Origin of the sequence: Streptomyces sp. 15-116A (genome assembly GCF_025290915.1) — a bacterium.
Lineage (GTDB): Bacteria > Actinomycetota > Actinomycetes > Streptomycetales > Streptomycetaceae > Streptomyces.
This window is the reverse complement of the sequence record NZ_JAOCQE010000134.1, coordinates 1-17,244: the sequence shown is the minus strand read 5'-3', so window position 1 is coordinate 17,244 and position 17,244 is coordinate 1. Positions and strand designations below refer to the sequence as shown.

Genomic DNA, 17,244 nt, shown 5'->3' with positions numbered 1-17,244 from the left:
GGCGGTGCACGGCCTGCTGGTAGAGGGCCTCGTCGAAGACTTCGGGGTCGCAGTTGACCGTGTATCCGGCCAGGAGCAGGGCGGGGATGGCGCGGTTCGCCAGGTGTTTCTGCTCCTCGGCACCGAGGTGGTCGGGCACGGTGTGCCAGATGTAGAGCGGCTCGCCTGTGGGGTATGCGTGGCGTTCGAGGCCGAGCTGTTCCAGCAGGTCGTGGAGGCCGGCGGGGGCGCCGGTGGGGGTGTCGGCGTGGATGGTGGTCGTCAGGGCCTTGATGTAGATCTCGACGTCTGTGCCGTACTCGTCGGCCAGATTGGCCATACGCTTCTTCTCCGGGGTCAGCGGCGGCGGGAAACCGGGGGCTGTGCACGGCCCGCTGCCGGTGTCGGGGCCGGTGCGGTCGCTGGCGGCTGCGCCGGGCGGGCGGCGTGGTTGCGGGCGCGCAGGATGACGCGGGCGGCTTCGCTCAGGGAGTTGGCCGTGCTGCCGAGCCGTGCGATGGGCTCGGGTTCGTCGCCGGGCGCGGCGTCGTGGAGATCGCTGGCGGCGATCCAGGCGCGGACGATCACTTCTCTGGTCAGGGGAAGCAGCCCGTGCACGGGCGCAGCGACCTCGGTCAGAACCTCGGCCACCTTGCTACTGGTCTCGGCGGCCGAGGCCCGCTCGGCGAGTTGGGTGAGGTAGCGCAGGGCTGCGTCACGGTCGCCGTCGGGGGTGGCCAGCATGTTCAGGGCGGGGTCGAGGTGGACGCTGTGGCCGGCGGCGAGCAGGGCGTGCGAGGCGGTGGTCGCCTTCAGGCGCTGCTGCTCGATGGGCAGGCCGTGCGGAAGACGGTGGTAGTCCCCGCGGGGTCCGGGAGAGGTGAGGAAGCCGCCGGTCCGCTGAAGGATGTCTGCTGCCTGCTCGGTGCCGCCGATGGCCACGACCAGTCCGGTACGGGGGTCCTTGGTGATGGTGACGTACTCCAGGACCCAGAAGTCGGGCTCCGTCTGGTTCATCGCGTCCTGGCGGTGGGTGTGCGGGTGCCGGCGGGGGCCGGCGGCATGGAGGCCGGGGCGGAGGTGGGCGCGTGGCGTCCGGCGGGGTGCTGGAGGGCGGTGCCGATGCCGAGCGCGTCGAGCTGCGGGCCGATCTCGCGCAGCGCGCGGGCCTGGGCCTGGGTGTCGTCGCCACTCAGGCGGTAGATGCCGCTGTGCGGGTCCTGGATGAAGCCGTGGGCGGCGAGGATGGTGCCGGCCCGGTCGTCGGCGGGGGCGGTGGCGACGCTGCCGTCCGGCTGCCAGGTCAGGACGACCCGGTCCGGCTGGGAGGGCTGGATGCCGTCCAGGGCGTTGTGCCGGACCTGGGCGAGCGCACGGTCGTAGCGGACGAGGAGATCGCCGGCGACCTGCTCGGCGCCGAGGAACGGGTCGTCCGTCAGGGCGATGCCGTTGGGCTCGGGGACGCCGCGGTACGCCTCGTCCGGCAGGGCGGACGGGGCGACGGCGGCGAGGAGGAAGCCGTCGCGTTCGTCGTGCCGGTCGATCAGGACGAGCTGCGCGCCGTCGGGGCGGCTGAGGACGGCGGCCTGCTGCAGGGGATGTTCGGCCAGCAAGGCGGCGACCAGGTCCAGGTCCCAGATGCGGTCGGTGAGTTCGGCGAGGTCGTCCTTCGCGTCGGCTGCCAGGTGCGTGCTGGTCCAGGTGTCGGGAAGTTCGCCGGCGAGGACGTCGGCGTAGGAGGCAAGGCGCTCGGAGGCGCTGTGGTCGTGCATGGTGTCCTTGGGCAGTTGAAGGGGCTCAGCGGCGCAGGCGGGTGGCACCGACGGGTGGCGGTGCCGGGGCCGGCAGGGCACGCGGCGGGGGCGGGCAGGCGCACACCGCGGAGCGTTCGGTCTCGTGGTCGGGAACCTGCTCTGAGCAGGCGCGGCGGCCGGGGTGAGGGGCGTGCCGGTCGGCCAGCCGTCCGCGGGTGTGCGCGAGGTCGGAGCGGATGACGCGGACGTATGCGTCGGCGAGGTAGCGCAGGCGCCCGGCGGTGTACGGATCGCTCGCGTCGCCGAGGCCGTCGAAGAACTCCGCCAGTGCGCCGAGGGTTTCCTCGAACCCGGCGAGGATGCCGTCGTGGGGCGCGGTGAGTTCGGTGAGGATGTCGGCTGCCTCGGTGGTGTCGGTGGCCTCGCGGAGGCGTTCGGCGAGGTGGGAGACCGAGGCGCCGAGCGTGGGATAGGCCGCGGGGCGGGCTTCGGTGTCGAAGGGCTCGTCGCAGTCGACGTGGTACCCGACGGCCCGCAGGCGCCCTACGGCATCGGTGGCGAGACGGGACTCCTCGTCCTCGGTCAGGCCGGCGGGGGCGCGGTGGTAGTTCTCGTGGAGGCGGACGACTGCGACGAATCCCGCGCGCTGGAGGATGCTGTGTGCCTCAGCGTCGCCCCCGCGGGCGAGGAGTTCGCCGGAGTGCGGGTCACGGCGGATGTCCAGGAAGCGGCCGGTGGTGCGGGGCAAAGAGACGTTTCTCCTACAAAGATCGGTGGGTGGTGCGCCGGGCCGCGGCCGGTGCGGCGGCGGTCCGGGGCTGGGCCAGATGGGCCGCAGTGGCGTCCAGGTCCTGCTGAATCGCATGGAGGCGGCGGGCGATCAGCTCCAGACGGTGTGCCGTGTCCGTGCCGGCAGCCCCCGGTTGGCGGGCGATCCGGTAAGCGGTGTGCTCGACCAGTCCGCGGACCGTGGCCAGCGGGCCGGCCTGTTCGTCGGCGAGCTGCGTGAGGACGCCGGCGAGCTGCGCCGATGCGGTCGGGACCGTACGGGCAGCGGACCACTGCGTGGTGCCGGTGCGGAGGGGGATCAGGTTCAGGTCCTGCTCGATGCGGCGTGCTTCGTCCGCAAGCCGTCGCAGGATGTCGGCGGGAGGGGTGCGCCAGGTGCCGTCGAGGTGGATCAGGTTGGCGATCAGATCCAGACGTCCGGGCTGGCCCTGGACAGCGATCCACCGCCAGCCGTGCTCTGCGGCGCCGGGCACCTCGATACCAGCGGCCCGTGCGAACCGGTGGGCGGTTTCGGACCACTCGGGGCCGGTCAGCTCCCGGTCGTCCGGGTGGAGCCGGACGTCGAGGTGGAGGATCGCGTGCCGGTCGTCGTCCGGGCTGGCAGCGAACGGGTGCTCCAGGTACGGATCTTCGAGGTGCTCGGCCCACTCAACGGACGTCCAGGTCCTCTGCTCGTCGTCCGGGGTGTAGTAGTCCAGGCCCGGCCAGTGGGCGACCACGGTGTACTCCGTCAGGCCCTCGTTCGGGGAGAGGGGCCGCCCGAGCGCCTCGGCCAGCGGTTCGCGCGGCGAGTGGGCCCTCGGGTGCAGGCGGGGGATTATGACGGCACCCCGCTCGACGTGCGGGTGGGTGACCGGTGCTGATGAAGGTCGCGGGCTGCACAGAGCAGCGAGCGCTCGGGCACCAGGTCGGCGTGGACCGAGATGTCTCCTGGCGGAAGACAGTCGATCGCCCTGTCGATGGCGCTCAGCCCCTCGTCGTACCGGCCCAGCCGGCGCAGGGCACCCGCCGTGCGGAAGAGGACGATCGGGTCGGTGCCGGTGGCGAGGGCGGGCCGGGAGCTGAGGGCCAGGAGACGCTCCGCACCCTCGTTCAGGTCCTGGCCGAGCCACAGTCCGTGCAGCAGGACGTGCAGGGTCTTGGGGTGCTCCTCGGCCGTGGCGAGGACCTCGTCCATGACCGTCAGGCCCTCGGGGCGGGACTGGCCAAGCAGCGCGAAGGCGTACAGGGCGCGGGTGTAGCAGTCCAGCGGCTGACGTGCGGTCTGCGCGAGCTGTTCGACGAGGCGCTGGAGGGTGGGGCAGCGGAAGTCGAACCGCAGGGCGCTCAGGTACAGATGCGCCAAGGTGCGGGTGGTGATCGGATCGCGGTTCGTTGCGAGGACATCCTCGGGGGACAGCAGGCCCAGGACGCTGCGGCCGGTTGACCGTGCCGCCCAGGCGGCGTCCGCGCACACCTCGGCTGAGGTTTTCCAGTCGGCCCGGATGCCGTGGAGGTCTTCGGCCAGGTGCAGCGGCCAGGAAGGATCGTCCGCAGTTGCGGTGGCTCGGGCCCTGGCCTTGTGGAGCGCAGCGGCACGGTCGGGGCGGTTCGTGGGGGGAGTCACCGGCCGCCCCTGGTGTCTGCGGTGTGCACGAGCTGGCCCAGGGCGGTGGTGGTGTACCAGCCGCAGTCGATCAGCTCGTCGCGGCCGGCGAACCCCGTAAGGAGGGCGTCTTCCATGGCCCGCAGGTAGATCAGGCAGTCCGGGCAGCGGCGCGAGAGGTGCACGAGGTAGCGGGGGTGAGCGGTGACGTAGGACTGGGCACCCCCGGTGGGGTCACGCAGTCGCCATCCGTCCTCGTCGGTGGGGGTGTGCCAGGAGGGGGCGACGATGCGCATGGAGTCTCCCCACAGTTCTCCGCCGGCCACCCCCTTGAGGACGACGACGGTGTCCCCGGCCTGAAAGTGGGCGTGAGTGATATCTCGGGTGGGAGTGAGCGGGTCGGGGGTGAGGGCGGTGACGGGGGTGGGCTGATGGTCCCAGGACGGAGGGAGCACGCGGTTCCTTCCACGCGATGGCTGTCGGGGTGGGAGCATCAATAGTCCGGAGGAACGCCGGTTTGGCTAACCGGCGTTTCCCGGCTATGTTGCTCCGCCGTCAGCGGAACGGGTTCTCCGTCCCGCGGTCCGTCTCGGTGGCTGCGTCGAGGAGTTCGAGCAGGTCAGTGCCTTCGGAGTCGCGCTGGTCGATCCACCATCCGGCACGGGTTATGGAGCGGGCCTTTTCCTCCAGCTCCGCCCAGTCCGCCTCGTCCCAACTGCCCTCGATGACCAGGGCGGTGTGCGCGGCCATCATCAGCTGATGGCGGGAGCGCTCACCCCAGTCCAGGGCCTTGGCCGGGCCCTCCAGTTGCGGCATGTCGAACTGCTTGGCCCAGGTGGCGGCTGCCTCCTGCTCCTCGGCGCGCTTCTCCGCGAGCCACTTCTCCTTGGACGCGGAGTCGGCGTCGCGCGTCGCCTTCCAGCAGTCGGTGCAGTCCTTCGACGCGAGCCAACGGGCGAAGCCGGCCCGCTTGTCGGCGGGGCGGTTGGACAGGTCGTGATCTACCCGGTGGGAGCAGGCGTGCTCCACGGTCCAGTGCGTACTCACCCCCGGGGTACTCCGTTTGATGGGCGTTACGTTCGAGGTCGGGCTGCTGGTCTGGGGCTTCAAATCGAGTGCCTTTCGTTGACGGTTGGGGTTGCACGAGTCATGCGGCGGACGGGGGTGGTCTGGAGTGCTTGGCGGTGGTCTCGGGGACGCTTCCGCCTTCTGCCGCGTCGTCTCAGCGGGTCCTGCGGATGGCGTCTGTGGCCGCCTTGGCGATGGCGGCGGGAGCGCTGGAGGGCTGGGGCAGGTGCAGCAAGGTGGTCCCCGGCAAGTGGCGGGATTCCGCGGTGAGGGTGAGCTGGAGTACGGCGCAGCCGGCGGTCGTGAGCTGCTTGACGCGGGTGACGGCTTGAGCGGTTTCGTCGCTGCCGTAGTGGGCGTCGGTGACGATCACGAGGAGGCGGCCGGCGCCGGGCCGGCTGAGTTCGAGGCCGTGGTCGAGTGCGTCGATGGCGTTGGCGAGGTTGTGGTGGCCGCCGGTGGCATCGAACGTCGTCACGCGCTCTGGTGCTCGGTGGGTGGGGCGGGTCAGTGCGGTCAGGTGCCTGTCGTAGGCGATGGTGGCGGTACGGGAGTCGGGGTCGGTCAGGGCTGCTGCGCGTGCCACGATCCAGGCAGCGGAGGCGACGGGCTTGCAGGCGGCACGCATGGAGCCGGAGACGTCGACGGCGATCCCCACACGCAGTGGTGGGGTGGGGGAGTTCCGGCGGCGGGTGTGGGTGAACGGTTCCGCTGTGGGGACCGACCCGGCCGCGCGCTGAGCGTCGCGGGCGAGGGCCGCGCGCATGTTGAGGCGGCCGGGCGGGGTGGGGCTGGTGGTCCGCTCCTCGGTCCGCTCGCGGTAGGCGGCGGCACGCAGGGCGCGGCTCAGGCGCGCGGCGGCACTCTGCTCGGCGGCGGTGGGCCTGCGGGTGCCGGTGACCGGGTTGCCGGAGGGTGCCGGTGTGCCGTCGGGGTGGACGGTGGTGCTACGGGCGTTGAAGACCGACTTGGCGGTGGCGGCGGCTTTGCGTCGCTGGCGGGCCCGCTGGGCGCGGTCCTGAGCCTGCGCCTTGGAGCGCGACGCCATGGCGTTGGCCGCTGCGTCCTGTGCCGCGAGGTCGGCCGCGTCGGTGGCTGCCGCGTGGTCCATGACGACCTTCACGGCGCCGGACAGCAGATCGGAGAGGCCCTCCGGCACGGGCAGGGCGGGGGCCGCGGCGTCCAGAGCGTCGCACCACTGTTGACCGTGCGCGAGCATGGTCGTGGCGTCGTGGTCGGCGCACTGGTGAGCTGCGGTCCAGATGCGGGTGAGGGTGGCCAGCAGGTCTTGGCCCAGAACCTTTTCGCACAGATCGGCGACGGCCCGGGTCTCGCCGGCGTCCAGGATGCCGACGTCACGGCGGCCAAGGATCAGGGCCGCCGCGGCGGCGGCCTGTCCGATGCCCTGGAGGGTGGGGTGGGCGATGTCGGGCATGACCAGGGTTCGGGCACTGGTGCGCAGGTACGTGCGGTCCGTGGGCCGCGTGATCAGGTGCGCGCCTTCGACGCGGCTCTCCTCCAGCAGGAGCGCGGCCTCGACGACGCGGGGGTCGGCTCCGGCAGGCTGTGTCCAGACGGAGTGGGCGGCGTGCGCGGCCTCGTGGACGAACACTCCCCAGGCGGCGGGATACCGCTCCTCGTCGCCCACGATCCGCGGATGGATCTCGTGGGGCTGGAGGGGTGCGAACAGGCGGGCGTCGAACTCGACCTCGCCCAGCGTGGGGAAGTAGGCGGCCGGTGCGCCGCTGCGCGTGCCGGGGCGGCAGGTGACCAGGAGGTCCTGGCGGCCGGAGAGGGCGACCAGCCGGTCGCCGAGTTCGGCTCCCACGCGCAGCCACGCGGCCGGGGAGGAGCGGGGTTGGGCGGGCGGGGCGCCGTCGTCGTCCCAGCGCGCGAGGTCGGCGTCGTCTTCCGGCGTGGACTGGATGTGGTGGTGGGCGCTCATCGCGGGCGGCCCCGGTGTGCGGAGCCGGTGCTGCCCGGAGGCTGCCGGGCGGCTGAGGCGGGGAGCTGCTTGCCGAGGGTGAGAGGTGCGATCTTCTTGATGCCGACAGCCTTCGTGACGGCGTCGGCGACGGCGTCGCGATCCTCCACAGGAGCGATGCCGACGAGGTTCGCGAGCGCGGCTTTGGTGCCGAGGACGGCCTCGGTCTTCTGGTAGCTGAGCAGTTCCCGCAGTTGGGGGGCCCAGCCCAGCTCGCCGAGTTCGACCTGCTGGGCGAGGTGTCGGGCGACCCGGACCACCCGGGCATCGATCCTCAAGGCCAGGGCGAGGTCGTAGTCCGTGCCGATCTGGATCTGCACGCTGAACCGGCTCGCGAGCGCCTCCGTCAACACCGCCCCGTGGACGCCGGGATTGTGGCCCGCCACCACGTAGAAGCCCGGCTCGGCCTTGATGGTCTCGCCCTTGTGGGCCTTGACCTGGATCTGCCTGCGCCCGTCCATCGCGGGATACAGCGCCGCCAGGACCTTCGGTGAGATCAAGGTGGCATCGTCGATCAGCAGGGCGCGGCCCTCGGTCATTGCGGTGACCAGCGGACCGTACTGGAAGACGTAGGCTCCCGCGTCGTCCTGTGTGTACTCGCCGATCAAGTCGCCAACCGTGGTGTCGCCGTCACCGGCGACGGTGAGCAGGTCCGGGAACGCCGCCTCGACCAGACTCGTCTTGCCGGTGCCCGGAGGGCCGTAGAGCAGTACCGGCACGTCGGCGTCGCGCAAGCGGTTCAACGCCTCGACGTCGGGCAGATCGGCCAGCTCGCGGGGGTGGTAGAGCTGGCCCCCCGCGCGGCGGATCGGGCCGGTCTGCTTGGGCGCGGCTGCTGCGGTGTAGGTCGTACGGGCTGTGGCTGCCTGGGCGCGGGGAGAGTGGGTGCCCGGTGGGCTGATCACAGCCCTCTGCGCGGCTTCGGCGGTTTTCGCGTTCGCGCGGAACTGCGGTTGTCCGGTTCCGCTTTGGTCGGCCTCGCCGCGTCGCACCAGGGTGAGGGTGGCGTTGCGGACGGCGCCGTGGGAGTGGCCCAGCTGCCTGGCCATGTCCCCGATGGTGAGCTTGTCCGTCGGCCGGTCGGCCAGCAGTCGGGCCACCTTGGCCCGTAGTTCGCCGCCCTTGGTGCGCGCTGGTCTGGTAGGCCCGGGTGTGGTCAAAACGAGAACCCTTCAACAGGTGTGGGTGGGGGCGGGGTGGGCGATGCGCTAAAGAGGCCGGCCGCTCTCGGAGGAGATCACGGGCTGTGCCGACATCGGCGACCGGGCCAACCGGGGCGTACCGTGGGCGCTCACCGGCCGGCCGAGGGCTCGTTCCAGGGGCACGGGACGGCCGGCGACGAGCAGTTGGCTGGTTGCCGGGCAGCCCCGTGCGCCTGCTCCGTATCGGGTTCCGTCGCTCGGCAGGCGCAGCCGGGCGTTTCTTCGAAGCCGTCCTGGAGCAGGATCCGCCGGGCGGCGGCGTTGTAGCCGGTGGTGGTGATCTCGCCGGTGATGGTGTGTCGGATCGGAATGAACGGCTCTGCTGGTGCTTCGGGCAAAGCGGATGTCCTATCGGTGGCGGGCGGTCGTGCTGGCGCGGGGCGGCGGCGCGGGCGGTGTGGTGTCCACGGCCGGGCGCGGGCGGGCGCGGAGCACGGGGGTGCGGTGCGGGGGCAGGACGGCGACGGTCGCACCGAGGTCCTCGGCTGCCTCTTCGACTTCGCGGGTGAGGAACTCGATCTGCCGGCCCAGCGCTGAGAGGCGGGCGGCGATCTGGCGGCCCTGCGCGGTTTCCAGGGCGCTGGCGAACTGGCTGGTCGTCTCCAGAAGTTCTTGCAGGCGGACCATCGGGCCGGCGGCGTAGCCGCGCTGGACAGCTCCCAGGAGAGCATTCGAGGCGTCACCGGCACTGTGGCCTTCGACGACGTCGCGGATGAGGTCCTGCAGGGACAGCTCCGGTGCCGGTGTCGGGCGGTTGAACTGGGAGATGTCCGAGCGCAGCACGCCGGGCGGGACCGGAGCGGGCAGGGCCTTGCCCGCCTCGTACTCGTGGGCGAAGTGCCCGATCACCTGCCAGCCCGGCACGCCCGGGTCGCCGCGCAGCGCGACCACGGTGGAGTCGTCGTCCTCGACCAGGTAAGCGAGGGTGATCGGCTGTCCGTCGGCGGCATACCACGACTCGGTCAGCTCCAGCGCACCACGTATCTGTGCGGCCCGGGCCCTGTCGGTCCACAGCTGCTGTTCCTCGTCGGTCAGCGGAGCCTGGTGGTGCTGGCCCTCGCGCTGGTCGGCGAGGTTGCTGGCGATCGGGCTGTGGTCCGCCCAGGCAGTGAGGTGCGGCCACAGAGCCGCGTGCTGAGCACGTTCGGCTGGAGAGCCGGGCGCGGCCGGCCGGTCGAGGGCCCGGCGGATCTCGGCGGCGGAGGATTCCAGGCCGTCCAGGACGGCCCGCCACCCGGTCAGGTGCTGGGCGGGCGGCAACTCGTCGAGCGCGAGTCGGGCGGCATCGAGGAGAGCCTCGGCGTGCGGGGCGAGGTGGGTGGCGTACGCCTCCAGCGCCGCCTTGTCACGGTGGGCTCGTGCGGCTGCGGCGGCGTCTGCGTGGACGGTGCGGCCGTGGCGGTCGCGTGTCATGTCGAGGGCGGCATCGGTCTCGCAGTCGATGACGGCCATCCGCAGCCGGAAGTCGCGTGCCTTGCTGGCCAGTGCGGACGCTGTCGGCAACGGGCTGTCGGGGGCCGGGCTGTTCGTGGGTGTCATCGAGACCGCCCGTCGGCTGCGGCCGTCAGGTGGACGGTGGGAGCGTAGGTGGGCTTCGGCGGGATCGGCCGGGCCGACGGAGGGGAGGTGGTGGGCGTGGTGGAGCGCTGCGTCGTTCGGCCGGCGGCGGCCTGGGCGAGCCTGCTGCGGCGCTCCTGGAGCCCGTGGGGCCGGACAGGGCGCGGCGGGCCGGTGGAGAGGGCCGGGTTGAGGCGGATGTCGGCCTGCACGGTGTAGCCGTGGCGGCGCAGGTCGTGGACGGCCTGGCGGGTGCGTCGGACTCCGTCGCGCTCGGGATCGCTGAGGCGGTACAGCCCGGGTTCACCGGGAACGGGCTCGAACTGCTCGCGCTCCAGGAACCAGTGGGCGAGGTGCTGGGGAATCGAGGAAGTGAAGGAGGCGACGAAGCCGTGTTCCTTGTGGTCGCCGAAGGAGAAGTGGGTGCCGGGTTGCAAGGGGGCGAAAGTCTCCAGACTTGTCGGGGGGAACGGTCAGTGGCTGCGGTACGCCGGCCGGGCCGCAGCGAGGGGGCGGGCCGGGGCTGTGACGGGGAGGGCCGGGCGGCGGTGGGGTGCGCTCAGGCGGGCCTGGCGCAAGAACGCGTCGCCGTCGGTGAGCCACGTCTCGATCGCCGGCCACGCGCGTGCTCGGCGCTCCTGCTCCGGTACGGCATCACCGTGGATCTCGTCGAGCAGGGCTTCGGCATCGCTCACGGCGTCGGCCAGACGGGCGAGGGCTGTAGCGTCGTCGGGCCACGGGCTGTTCGCGGGCCGGCACCGGTCGAGCAGCGTCGGGGCGTGGTCGACGACGGTCAGGAAACGGCGCCAGGCGTGGTCGAGGAACAGCTCCGTCGAGGCGCCGAGGGCGGCGGCGCTCAGCGGGGTGGCGTCGCTGTAGCGGCCGGAGGCGTTCAGGGTCTGCCAGGTGTCGTGCTCGGAGCGGATGTCTGCGAGCACGGCGGCGATGGCCGCCGTCTGGCGGGCATGGACGGCCTGCTCGTAGGCGGGGAGGTACCGGTCGGTGAGGGCCTGGGCAGCCCGTCCGGGGAACGGTGGCAGGACGATGCTGCGCGGGGCGTGGGGATCGCCGTAGCCTCCTTCGAGCCCTTCCGGTGAGAAGGCGCCTACCAGGTAGTCGAGTTGCCGGCCGGGCCGCTCGATGAACAACAACGTGGTTCCCTGCGCCGCGTCGGTGAGGACCGCGGCGTAAGGGACCCGCTCGCTTCGGACGGCGCGACCGAGTTCGCCGCCGTCCCAGATCCACGGGACCAGGTCTTCCTGCCAGGCCGGGTGCGCATAGACCTCGACCGAGGCGTGCCACTGGCCGGGCAGCAGGCGTGCGAGATCACGGGCGGCGTCGCCGATGTACCGCCGGCTGCTCGTGTGCACGCTGGCGCGGTGCTGCTTCGCGCAGGTGACCAGATCGACCACGGTGGTCTGGGTGCCGTCCGCGGGCAGGTGCCAGACGCCGTCGTCGTCCCGCTGGAAGCCGCTCTCGGTGAGGGCTGTGTGCGCCCGCGGGTACTGCTCGCCGGCGGCGATGGCGACGATTCCGGACTCCCGGCTGTGCGACAGGATGATTTGGGCCTCAGCCACGGTCCAGGTCCTCGCCGCCGCGCAGGACGGCGCGCAGGCTGCGGCCGTAGGCCCAGGCGTGTTCCCGGGCCGCCGTCTCCAGCTGGTCGTATCCGTTTTGGGCCGTCATCTGCCCGGGGTGCTTGCGGTAGCGGTACACAGGGACCGGCAGCAGGATTCCGGGTGCGAGCGTGGTGACGCCGAGGGCCGCGCAGTAGTCCTCGCCCTGGACGAGGCCGCCCATCGGCGCTGCGCGCACGAGGTCGGTGCGGGCGAGGATCGTGGTCGGCCCGATGGGGATCGTGTCCGTCGGCGTCTTCCAATAGGTCCACACGTCGCCGGCCTCGTGCCGGCCGGGCGGGGTCGGGCAGCGCCACAGACGGGTCGAGCCATCGGGGTGCTGGTCCTCGCTCCAGCCCGCGCACCAGCCGACTCCGGTGGATTCCAGGATGTCCAGCCGTACGGACATGGCGTCATCGGTGAACTGGTCGTCATCATCGGCCCAGTTGACGTAGGGGGTGCGCACGTGAGTGAGGGCCAGATTCCTGGCGCAGGCGGCGCCGACCGGCCGGGGCAGCGTCAGTGTGCGGATGCGGGAGTCCTGCGCGAGCGCGGTCGGCAGGCGCTCTGGTGTGGTGCCGTCGAGCGCGATCACGGCCTCCCACGGCACGGACTGCCGGGTGAGGCTGGCGTGCATGGCGGTCAGGTAGTCGAGGCGGTCGTCGCGCAGGCGGGTGGCGATGACGACCGTAATCAGGGGAGCGGGCAGGGAAGTCTCCGGCAATGAGGGGCGGTGCGGGTCAGCGGCGGGCAGCCGTGCGGGGCCCGGTCGGCGCTGCACCGGCAGCGGGCCGCGGTGGGCGCGCGGTGCGCGAGGTGGTGGGCGTCCGGCGTGTGGTGATGGCGGGCCAGTGCGCCGGGTGGTCGCTGAAGGGGGTGTTGGGGTCGGTGTCCCAGGCCACGAGGGGGCCCGTGCCTGTGTGAGCCATGCTGATCACTTCGATGCCCTGCGGATGCAGGATGTAGCCCCACGGCATGCCCAGGTCGCTGGCGGTGGTGTCGGTGACCGTCATACGCACCGGGGGCGAGCCGTCCGGAGTGATCAGGTGATCGAGGGTCCGGCTGGGCCAGTGTTCGCCGCCGGTCAGCGTGGCCACGAGCGTGGGCGGGGCGTCGTCGAGGAGATCGGTGCCGAGTTCGTCCCAGCCGACGGCGATGTCGTCGATGAGGTGCTGGGCCATGGCCTCGACGTCGCGTCCGAACTTGTACTGGTAGGCGGCCAGGAGGAGCGGGAGGTGGTTGCTGGGCACGCCGTCGAGCTGGACGTGGATGCCGCTGTACCCCGTGCCGGCGGTGGGGCGGGCGATGAAGGAGTGTGTGGACAGGGAGTTCTCCGGAGCGAGCAGGGGGCGGGGGATGTCCTCGGTGCCGTCGAAGTGGCGGGCGGGTGCGGCTACGCGCGGTGTGACCAGGAGGGGACCGGGGGGCCGGAGGCGTCGGTGCGGGCGCAGGTGTAGCCGATCAGGCGGGAGGGCTCGGCCTTCGCGGGGACGGTGGCGGCGTCGTTGCACACGAACGTGTACCGGATGGACATGCGGGGCACGTCGTGGAGCCAGGCCCGGTCTTCCTTGCCGGGGTTGATCTGCAGGCCGGAGTGCGCGACGGCGTCGGTCTGGGTGTGCGTGTGGGAGAAGAGGACCAGCGCGCCGCCGTCTTCCGTCTTGAGGGCGTAGGCGTCCGTGAAGCGGTTGTCGGCTCCGTCGAAGACGCTGGTGCCCTGGTCGCCGAAGCGTGTTGCGGCATCGCTGTTGACCTTGACCTGCCGCTTGCTGGCCTTGGTCGGCGCGAATACCTTGCTTCCGGTGTTCGTGCCTCCGGTGGTGAAGTTGTCCAGCACGGCAGTACGCAGCAGGTCGGCGTCGGCGGCCAGCTGCTTGTTGTCGTTGGCGGCCACGGCCGTCGCGTATCCCTCGCGGTCCAGGGCGACGTCGGGCAGCTTCTGGCTGTCGAGGTCGACGACGGACACCATCTCCCAACGCTTGTGCTGGGGCTGTTCGGCGAACACGGCCAGGCGAGAGGGGGCCTTGCCCTTCTCGCTGGAGAGGGCGGCAGCGAACCAGCGGTCCTGTCCGTCGGCCATGCGGGGGATGTACAGCTTGGCGCTGGCGAGGTCGTAGGACCAGCGCTCGTACGGCTCGCGGTCCTTGGCGGGGAGTCCTTCGGTCTCGGTGTAGTCCGAGACGGACATCGCGTACAGGGGTCCGTCCTCGACGGTGTCGAGGAGGCGCCGGTCGCGGTCCGCGTTGGCCTCGTTGTTGATCTTGGAATAGCGGGTGATGACGTCGCGGGCCTGAGCAGCGCTGAGAGCGGGCGCGGGCTTCGGGGCGGTGCTGGCGCTGGGCGTCTGCCGGGCCTGGGCTGGGCCGTCTTCGTCGGAGCAGCCAGTGAGGGCCAGGGTGAGGCAGGCGGCGCCGATGATCAGCGGCAGAGTACGGCGGGCGGTGCGGATGGAGGCTCCAAGGGTTCGCAAGGGGAAGAAGTCAGGGCGTGCGTCTGGTCGGTGGGGCGGCTTTCGGCGATGCCGGCGGGAGGACCCGTGGCGGGAGGGGTGACGGCTGGGCTGGGGGAACGTGTGAGTTTTCGTGGGGCAAGGCGGGGTGCGGTAGCAGCCTGAGCTGGGCGAGGCGGTGGTCGATCGCCTCGATCAGGGGTTGGGTGCTGCCGCCGTGGCGGGCTTCGGGCCGTTGGGGAGCACTGGGGTCGTTGGAGGGCGCCGAGTCGTAGATGACCTCGAACAGCGTCGGGTCGTCGGGGTGCTCGCGAGTGGCGATCCAGCCCTCCGGGTCTCCGGGCGGTCGCTCGGAGGGCGGGTCGTGCGGCGGACTGATGACCAGGTAGCTGTCGTCGGGGAGCGAGACGCGCACGTTGTAGGTGCTGAGGCCGAATTCGATGTCGCACTGCAGCCCGCGTGCCCGAAGCGGCGTGATGACGTGTGCGTGGCGACGCCACAGCTCCTGCCACCACGGCGTGTGCACGTTGCGGTGGTCGGGCAGCGGTGCGAGCGGTACCTGGCCGGGTTCTGGAGTGGTCGTTTCGTCAGCGGCCATGGTTCCTCCTGCGGCGGGGGCGGGGGCCGGGTCATAGGCGGCGCGCAGCCTGTTCAGACCGGCTTCGTCGGCGAGAGCGAGGGCGGACAGCGCCCGGCTGGCCGCTGTCATCAGCAGGTGCGAAGGCGATCCCTTGGCCGCGTCGCGGTTCTCCTGCTTCCACCGTGCTGCGGCGACGAGGTAGTCACTCAGGGCGCGCAGTGCGGGTTCGGCGGCGTCCAGGACGTGGTCGGTGACCGCGTCGATCTCCGCCGGGGTCCGGGCTGCGGCGAGGGCGTCCAGGTACGGGGTGAGGTCGGGCGCTGGCCAGGGCTGGTCGGGTAGGGGGTACGCGGCGCGGAAGGGCTGTGCGTCGCGTTGTGCCCACCGCTTCAAGTCGCCGCGGGTGGCGAGGTTGTACCGGGCGGCTTGGATCTGGTCGGCGTCGCGGCCGACGTTGTCGTAGAGCTCGAAGTCTGGGTCGCGGGGGATGATGCAGGAGTCCTTCGGGGCTGGTGCGGGCTGCGGGTCGTTGCGGGCGGACTGCACCGGGGTGGCGATCTGTTGCACGAGCAGCTCACGGCTCTGGTGCGGTCAGCGGTGGAGACCGCCAGGCCGGGACGGCGGTGGTTCCGGCGGTCCCTCCCGGCGGGTCAGAGGCGCAAGGAAGCGCTGGACGCCGAGGTGGTCGTCGAGTTCCTTGGCTGCGTCGCGGAGGGATTCCGAGGCACGCCGCAGAAAGGCTCGCGCTGAGGCGTGGTCGATGACCATGCGATTCGTGAGGTAGTGCCGGTCGGTGGGGTTGGTGGTCCGGGGCAGGGACAGGGCGGCCTCTGCGGTCTCGGTGAAGTGCGGGGCTGCGTGGCTGGAGATGGTCGCGGCCGTGGCGAGTTGCTTCAGGACGGTCCGGCCGGTCCGGGTGGTGTGGTGAGGGCTCCGGGCGAAGGCGTCGGCCAGGCGGAGGACCTCGCGTGAGAGGTCCTGCGCATCGGTGGCGTGCTGGAGCAGCGCGGTGTAGGACGGCGCGGCCGGAACGTGCCCGTTCTCGTCGAGCAGCTCCCACCGCTGGGCGGCGTCGTGCAGTTTGTCCTTCATGGCGTTGAGTGCGCCGATAAGGTGGAGCGCGTCGTCGCGCGGTATCAGGTCGCGTTGGAAATCGGGCTTCACGGGCCTTTTGCTCCTCAGTGCATACGGGCGTCGGTATCGAAGAGCGCCAATTCGTGGCTGTGCAGGAGGTGCTGCACGATGAAGCTCCGACCTGCGACTTTCCACAATCCGCGCCCTCGGTTGAGGTGGGCGATGGCGTCCATCTCGACGGAGGTCAGGCCGAGCAGGGAGGCTGCGGCGTGGAGCTGGTCGGTCTCCTGGCGGTAGATGATCCGGGTGGAGCAGTCCGCCAGGAGACCCTCGGCCAGGGCGCGGCCCTGTGATCCGGCGTCGCCAGCGGTGAGCAGGTCGGACAGCCGATGGATCACCATGAGGTTGGCGATGCCGAGGCCGCGGGAGAGCTTCCACTGGGCCTGCATGCGCTGGAGGAGGCCGACGTGCCGCATCAGGCGCCATGCCTCGTCGTACACGATCCAGCGCCGGCCGCCGCCGGGGTCGGACAGGGCGGATTCCATCCAGGCGCTCGCGCAGGTCATCGCGAGGACGAGGGCGGTGTCGTCCCCGGAGCCGCCGAGGCGGGACAGGTCGATGGTGAGCATCGGCGCATTCGGATCGAAGGCGACGGTGGAGGGGGCGTCGAACATGCCGGCCAGGTCGCCGTGGACCAGGCGCCGCATGGCGTGGGCCAGGTCGCGGGCTGCGTCGCCGAGTTGGCCCGACATCATCCCGGCGGACTCATCGAGGTCGGTCGGGTTGTTGAGGGTGGCGGCGATGTCGCCGAGAAGCGGGGTGCGGTGTGTGTCGGCGGCGCGGGTGACGACGGCGTCGAGGGCTACGTCCAGGGCGGTGTGCTCCATGGGCATCAGGTCCCGGCCCAGGACGGTCCGGGCCAGGGAGCCGAGCAGGAGCAGGCGCCGCTTGCGGATCTCGCCCACCCAGTCGGCCTCGGCCACGCTGTCCGGGCGCGGGGCTGCGTCCAGGGGGTTCAGGCGTCCGGGCAGTCCGGGACCGAGGGCGACGGACCGGCCGCCGAGGGCTTCCGCGACCGGCGTCCACTCGCCCTTCGGGTCGCACGGGACGTAGACGCGGTACCCGAAGGCGACCGACCGCAGCGCGAAGGACTTGGCCAGCGCGCTCTTGCCCTGGCCGATCACGCCGGCGAGCAGCAGGTTCGGGTTGGTGAACCCTTCGACCTTGCCGTACAGAGCGAACGGATCGAAGACGAATGACGCCTCGGCGTGGACGTCGCGTCCGATGTAGATGCCCTCGGCGCCGAGTCCGCCTTCGGCGAGGAAGGGATAGGCGCCGGCCGCGACGGCGGTGGTCATGCGGTGGGCGGGAAGTTTTAGCCGGTTCCCGCGAGCGGAGGCGGGCCCGGGACGTCCGCTCGGTGGGTAGAGCGGGGCGGGCATCTGCTGCTCGGGGCGGGTGCTTTCGCTCTGGTGGGCGCTGGCTTCCGCGCGGGCTTTTGCGGCGGCCTCGGCGAGCTGGCGGCGGGCGGCCTTGCGGCTGGCGCGGTCGGTGCCGTGGGGGGTGAACAGCGGGCTGGCGGACGCGCGGCGGGCGCGGCGGGCGGG

20 protein-coding genes are annotated in these 17,244 nt (G+C 71.8%); all 20 read right to left on the bottom strand.

Annotated features, from left to right (window positions below; all coding sequences use genetic code 11):
• On the bottom strand, window positions 1-319 hold a 319-nt coding region (locus tag N4P33_RS21010; protein ID WP_260828188.1), incomplete at its 3' end, for a hypothetical protein.
• Between the two features lie 17 nt (window positions 320-336).
• Window positions 337-996, bottom strand: coding sequence for a hypothetical protein (locus N4P33_RS21005; RefSeq protein ID WP_260828187.1), 660 nt, complete (start codon window positions 994-996; stop codon window positions 337-339).
• Window positions 993-1,751, bottom strand: a complete 759-nt coding sequence (locus N4P33_RS21000; protein WP_260828186.1) for a hypothetical protein — start codon at window positions 1,749-1,751, stop codon at window positions 993-995. The genes N4P33_RS21005 and N4P33_RS21000 overlap by 4 nt, the downstream gene beginning before the upstream one ends.
• A 25-nt stretch (window positions 1,752-1,776) precedes the next feature.
• Window positions 1,777-2,481, bottom strand: a complete 705-nt coding sequence (locus tag N4P33_RS20995; protein WP_061441602.1) for a hypothetical protein — start codon at window positions 2,479-2,481, stop codon at window positions 1,777-1,779.
• 13 nt (window positions 2,482-2,494) lie between these two features.
• Window positions 2,495-3,343: a relaxase/mobilization nuclease gene (locus N4P33_RS20990; protein WP_260828190.1), complete on the bottom strand. Its 849-nt coding sequence runs from the start codon at window positions 3,341-3,343 to the stop codon at window positions 2,495-2,497.
• On the bottom strand, window positions 3,340-4,128 hold the full coding sequence (locus N4P33_RS20985) for a hypothetical protein (RefSeq protein ID WP_260828185.1): 789 nt from the start codon (window positions 4,126-4,128) through the stop codon (window positions 3,340-3,342). The genes N4P33_RS20990 and N4P33_RS20985 overlap by 4 nt, the downstream gene beginning before the upstream one ends.
• Window positions 4,125-4,562: a hypothetical protein gene (locus tag N4P33_RS20980; RefSeq protein ID WP_061441599.1), complete on the bottom strand. Its 438-nt coding sequence runs from the start codon at window positions 4,560-4,562 to the stop codon at window positions 4,125-4,127. Before N4P33_RS20980 ends, N4P33_RS20985 begins: the two co-directional genes overlap by 4 nt.
• Before the next feature lie 100 nt (window positions 4,563-4,662).
• Window positions 4,663-5,154, bottom strand: coding sequence for a hypothetical protein (locus N4P33_RS20975; RefSeq protein ID WP_233520692.1), 492 nt, complete (start codon window positions 5,152-5,154; stop codon window positions 4,663-4,665).
• A 175-nt stretch (window positions 5,155-5,329) separates the two neighbouring features.
• Window positions 5,330-7,120: a hypothetical protein gene (locus N4P33_RS20970; protein WP_061441598.1), complete on the bottom strand. Its 1,791-nt coding sequence runs from the start codon at window positions 7,118-7,120 to the stop codon at window positions 5,330-5,332.
• On the bottom strand, window positions 7,117-8,259 hold the full coding sequence (locus N4P33_RS20965; RefSeq protein WP_260828189.1) for an AAA family ATPase: 1,143 nt from the start codon (window positions 8,257-8,259) through the stop codon (window positions 7,117-7,119). Before N4P33_RS20965 ends, N4P33_RS20970 begins: the two co-directional genes overlap by 4 nt.
• A gap of 191 nt (window positions 8,260-8,450) precedes the next feature.
• Window positions 8,451-8,672 carry a hypothetical protein gene (locus tag N4P33_RS20960; protein WP_052836962.1) on the bottom strand — a complete coding sequence of 74 codons (222 nt, stop codon included), beginning with the start codon at window positions 8,670-8,672 and terminating at the stop codon, window positions 8,451-8,453.
• 37 nt (window positions 8,673-8,709) lie between these two features.
• Window positions 8,710-9,900: a hypothetical protein gene (locus N4P33_RS20955; protein ID WP_260828184.1), complete on the bottom strand. Its 1,191-nt coding sequence runs from the start codon at window positions 9,898-9,900 to the stop codon at window positions 8,710-8,712.
• Window positions 9,897-10,355 carry a hypothetical protein gene (locus tag N4P33_RS20950; RefSeq protein WP_260828183.1) on the bottom strand — a complete coding sequence of 153 codons (459 nt, stop codon included), beginning with the start codon at window positions 10,353-10,355 and terminating at the stop codon, window positions 9,897-9,899. Before N4P33_RS20950 ends, N4P33_RS20955 begins: the two co-directional genes overlap by 4 nt.
• A gap of 36 nt (window positions 10,356-10,391) precedes the next feature.
• Window positions 10,392-11,495 (bottom strand): hypothetical protein, encoded by a 1,104-nt coding sequence (locus N4P33_RS20945; RefSeq protein WP_061441595.1) that lies wholly within the window; start codon window positions 11,493-11,495, stop codon window positions 10,392-10,394.
• On the bottom strand, window positions 11,488-12,231 hold the full coding sequence (locus N4P33_RS20940) for a glycosyltransferase (protein ID WP_136237176.1): 744 nt from the start codon (window positions 12,229-12,231) through the stop codon (window positions 11,488-11,490). Before N4P33_RS20940 ends, N4P33_RS20945 begins: the two co-directional genes overlap by 8 nt.
• Before the next feature lie 43 nt (window positions 12,232-12,274).
• Entirely contained in the window at window positions 12,275-12,784 is a 510-nt protein-coding gene (locus tag N4P33_RS20935; protein WP_165684259.1) for a hypothetical protein, read from the bottom strand.
• Window positions 12,785-12,927: 143 nt separating this feature from the next.
• Window positions 12,928-14,004, bottom strand: coding sequence for a hypothetical protein (locus tag N4P33_RS20930; protein WP_107071643.1), 1,077 nt, complete (start codon window positions 14,002-14,004; stop codon window positions 12,928-12,930).
• A 10-nt stretch (window positions 14,005-14,014) separates the two neighbouring features.
• Window positions 14,015-15,130, bottom strand: a complete 1,116-nt coding sequence (locus tag N4P33_RS20925; protein ID WP_233520690.1) for a hypothetical protein — start codon at window positions 15,128-15,130, stop codon at window positions 14,015-14,017.
• Between the two features lie 24 nt (window positions 15,131-15,154).
• Entirely contained in the window at window positions 15,155-15,727 is a 573-nt protein-coding gene (locus tag N4P33_RS20920) for a hypothetical protein (protein WP_181849637.1), read from the bottom strand.
• A gap of 14 nt (window positions 15,728-15,741) precedes the next feature.
• Window positions 15,742-17,244: VirB4 family type IV secretion system protein (locus N4P33_RS20915; RefSeq protein WP_260828182.1), on the bottom strand; the 1,503-nt coding region annotated here is incomplete at its 5' end.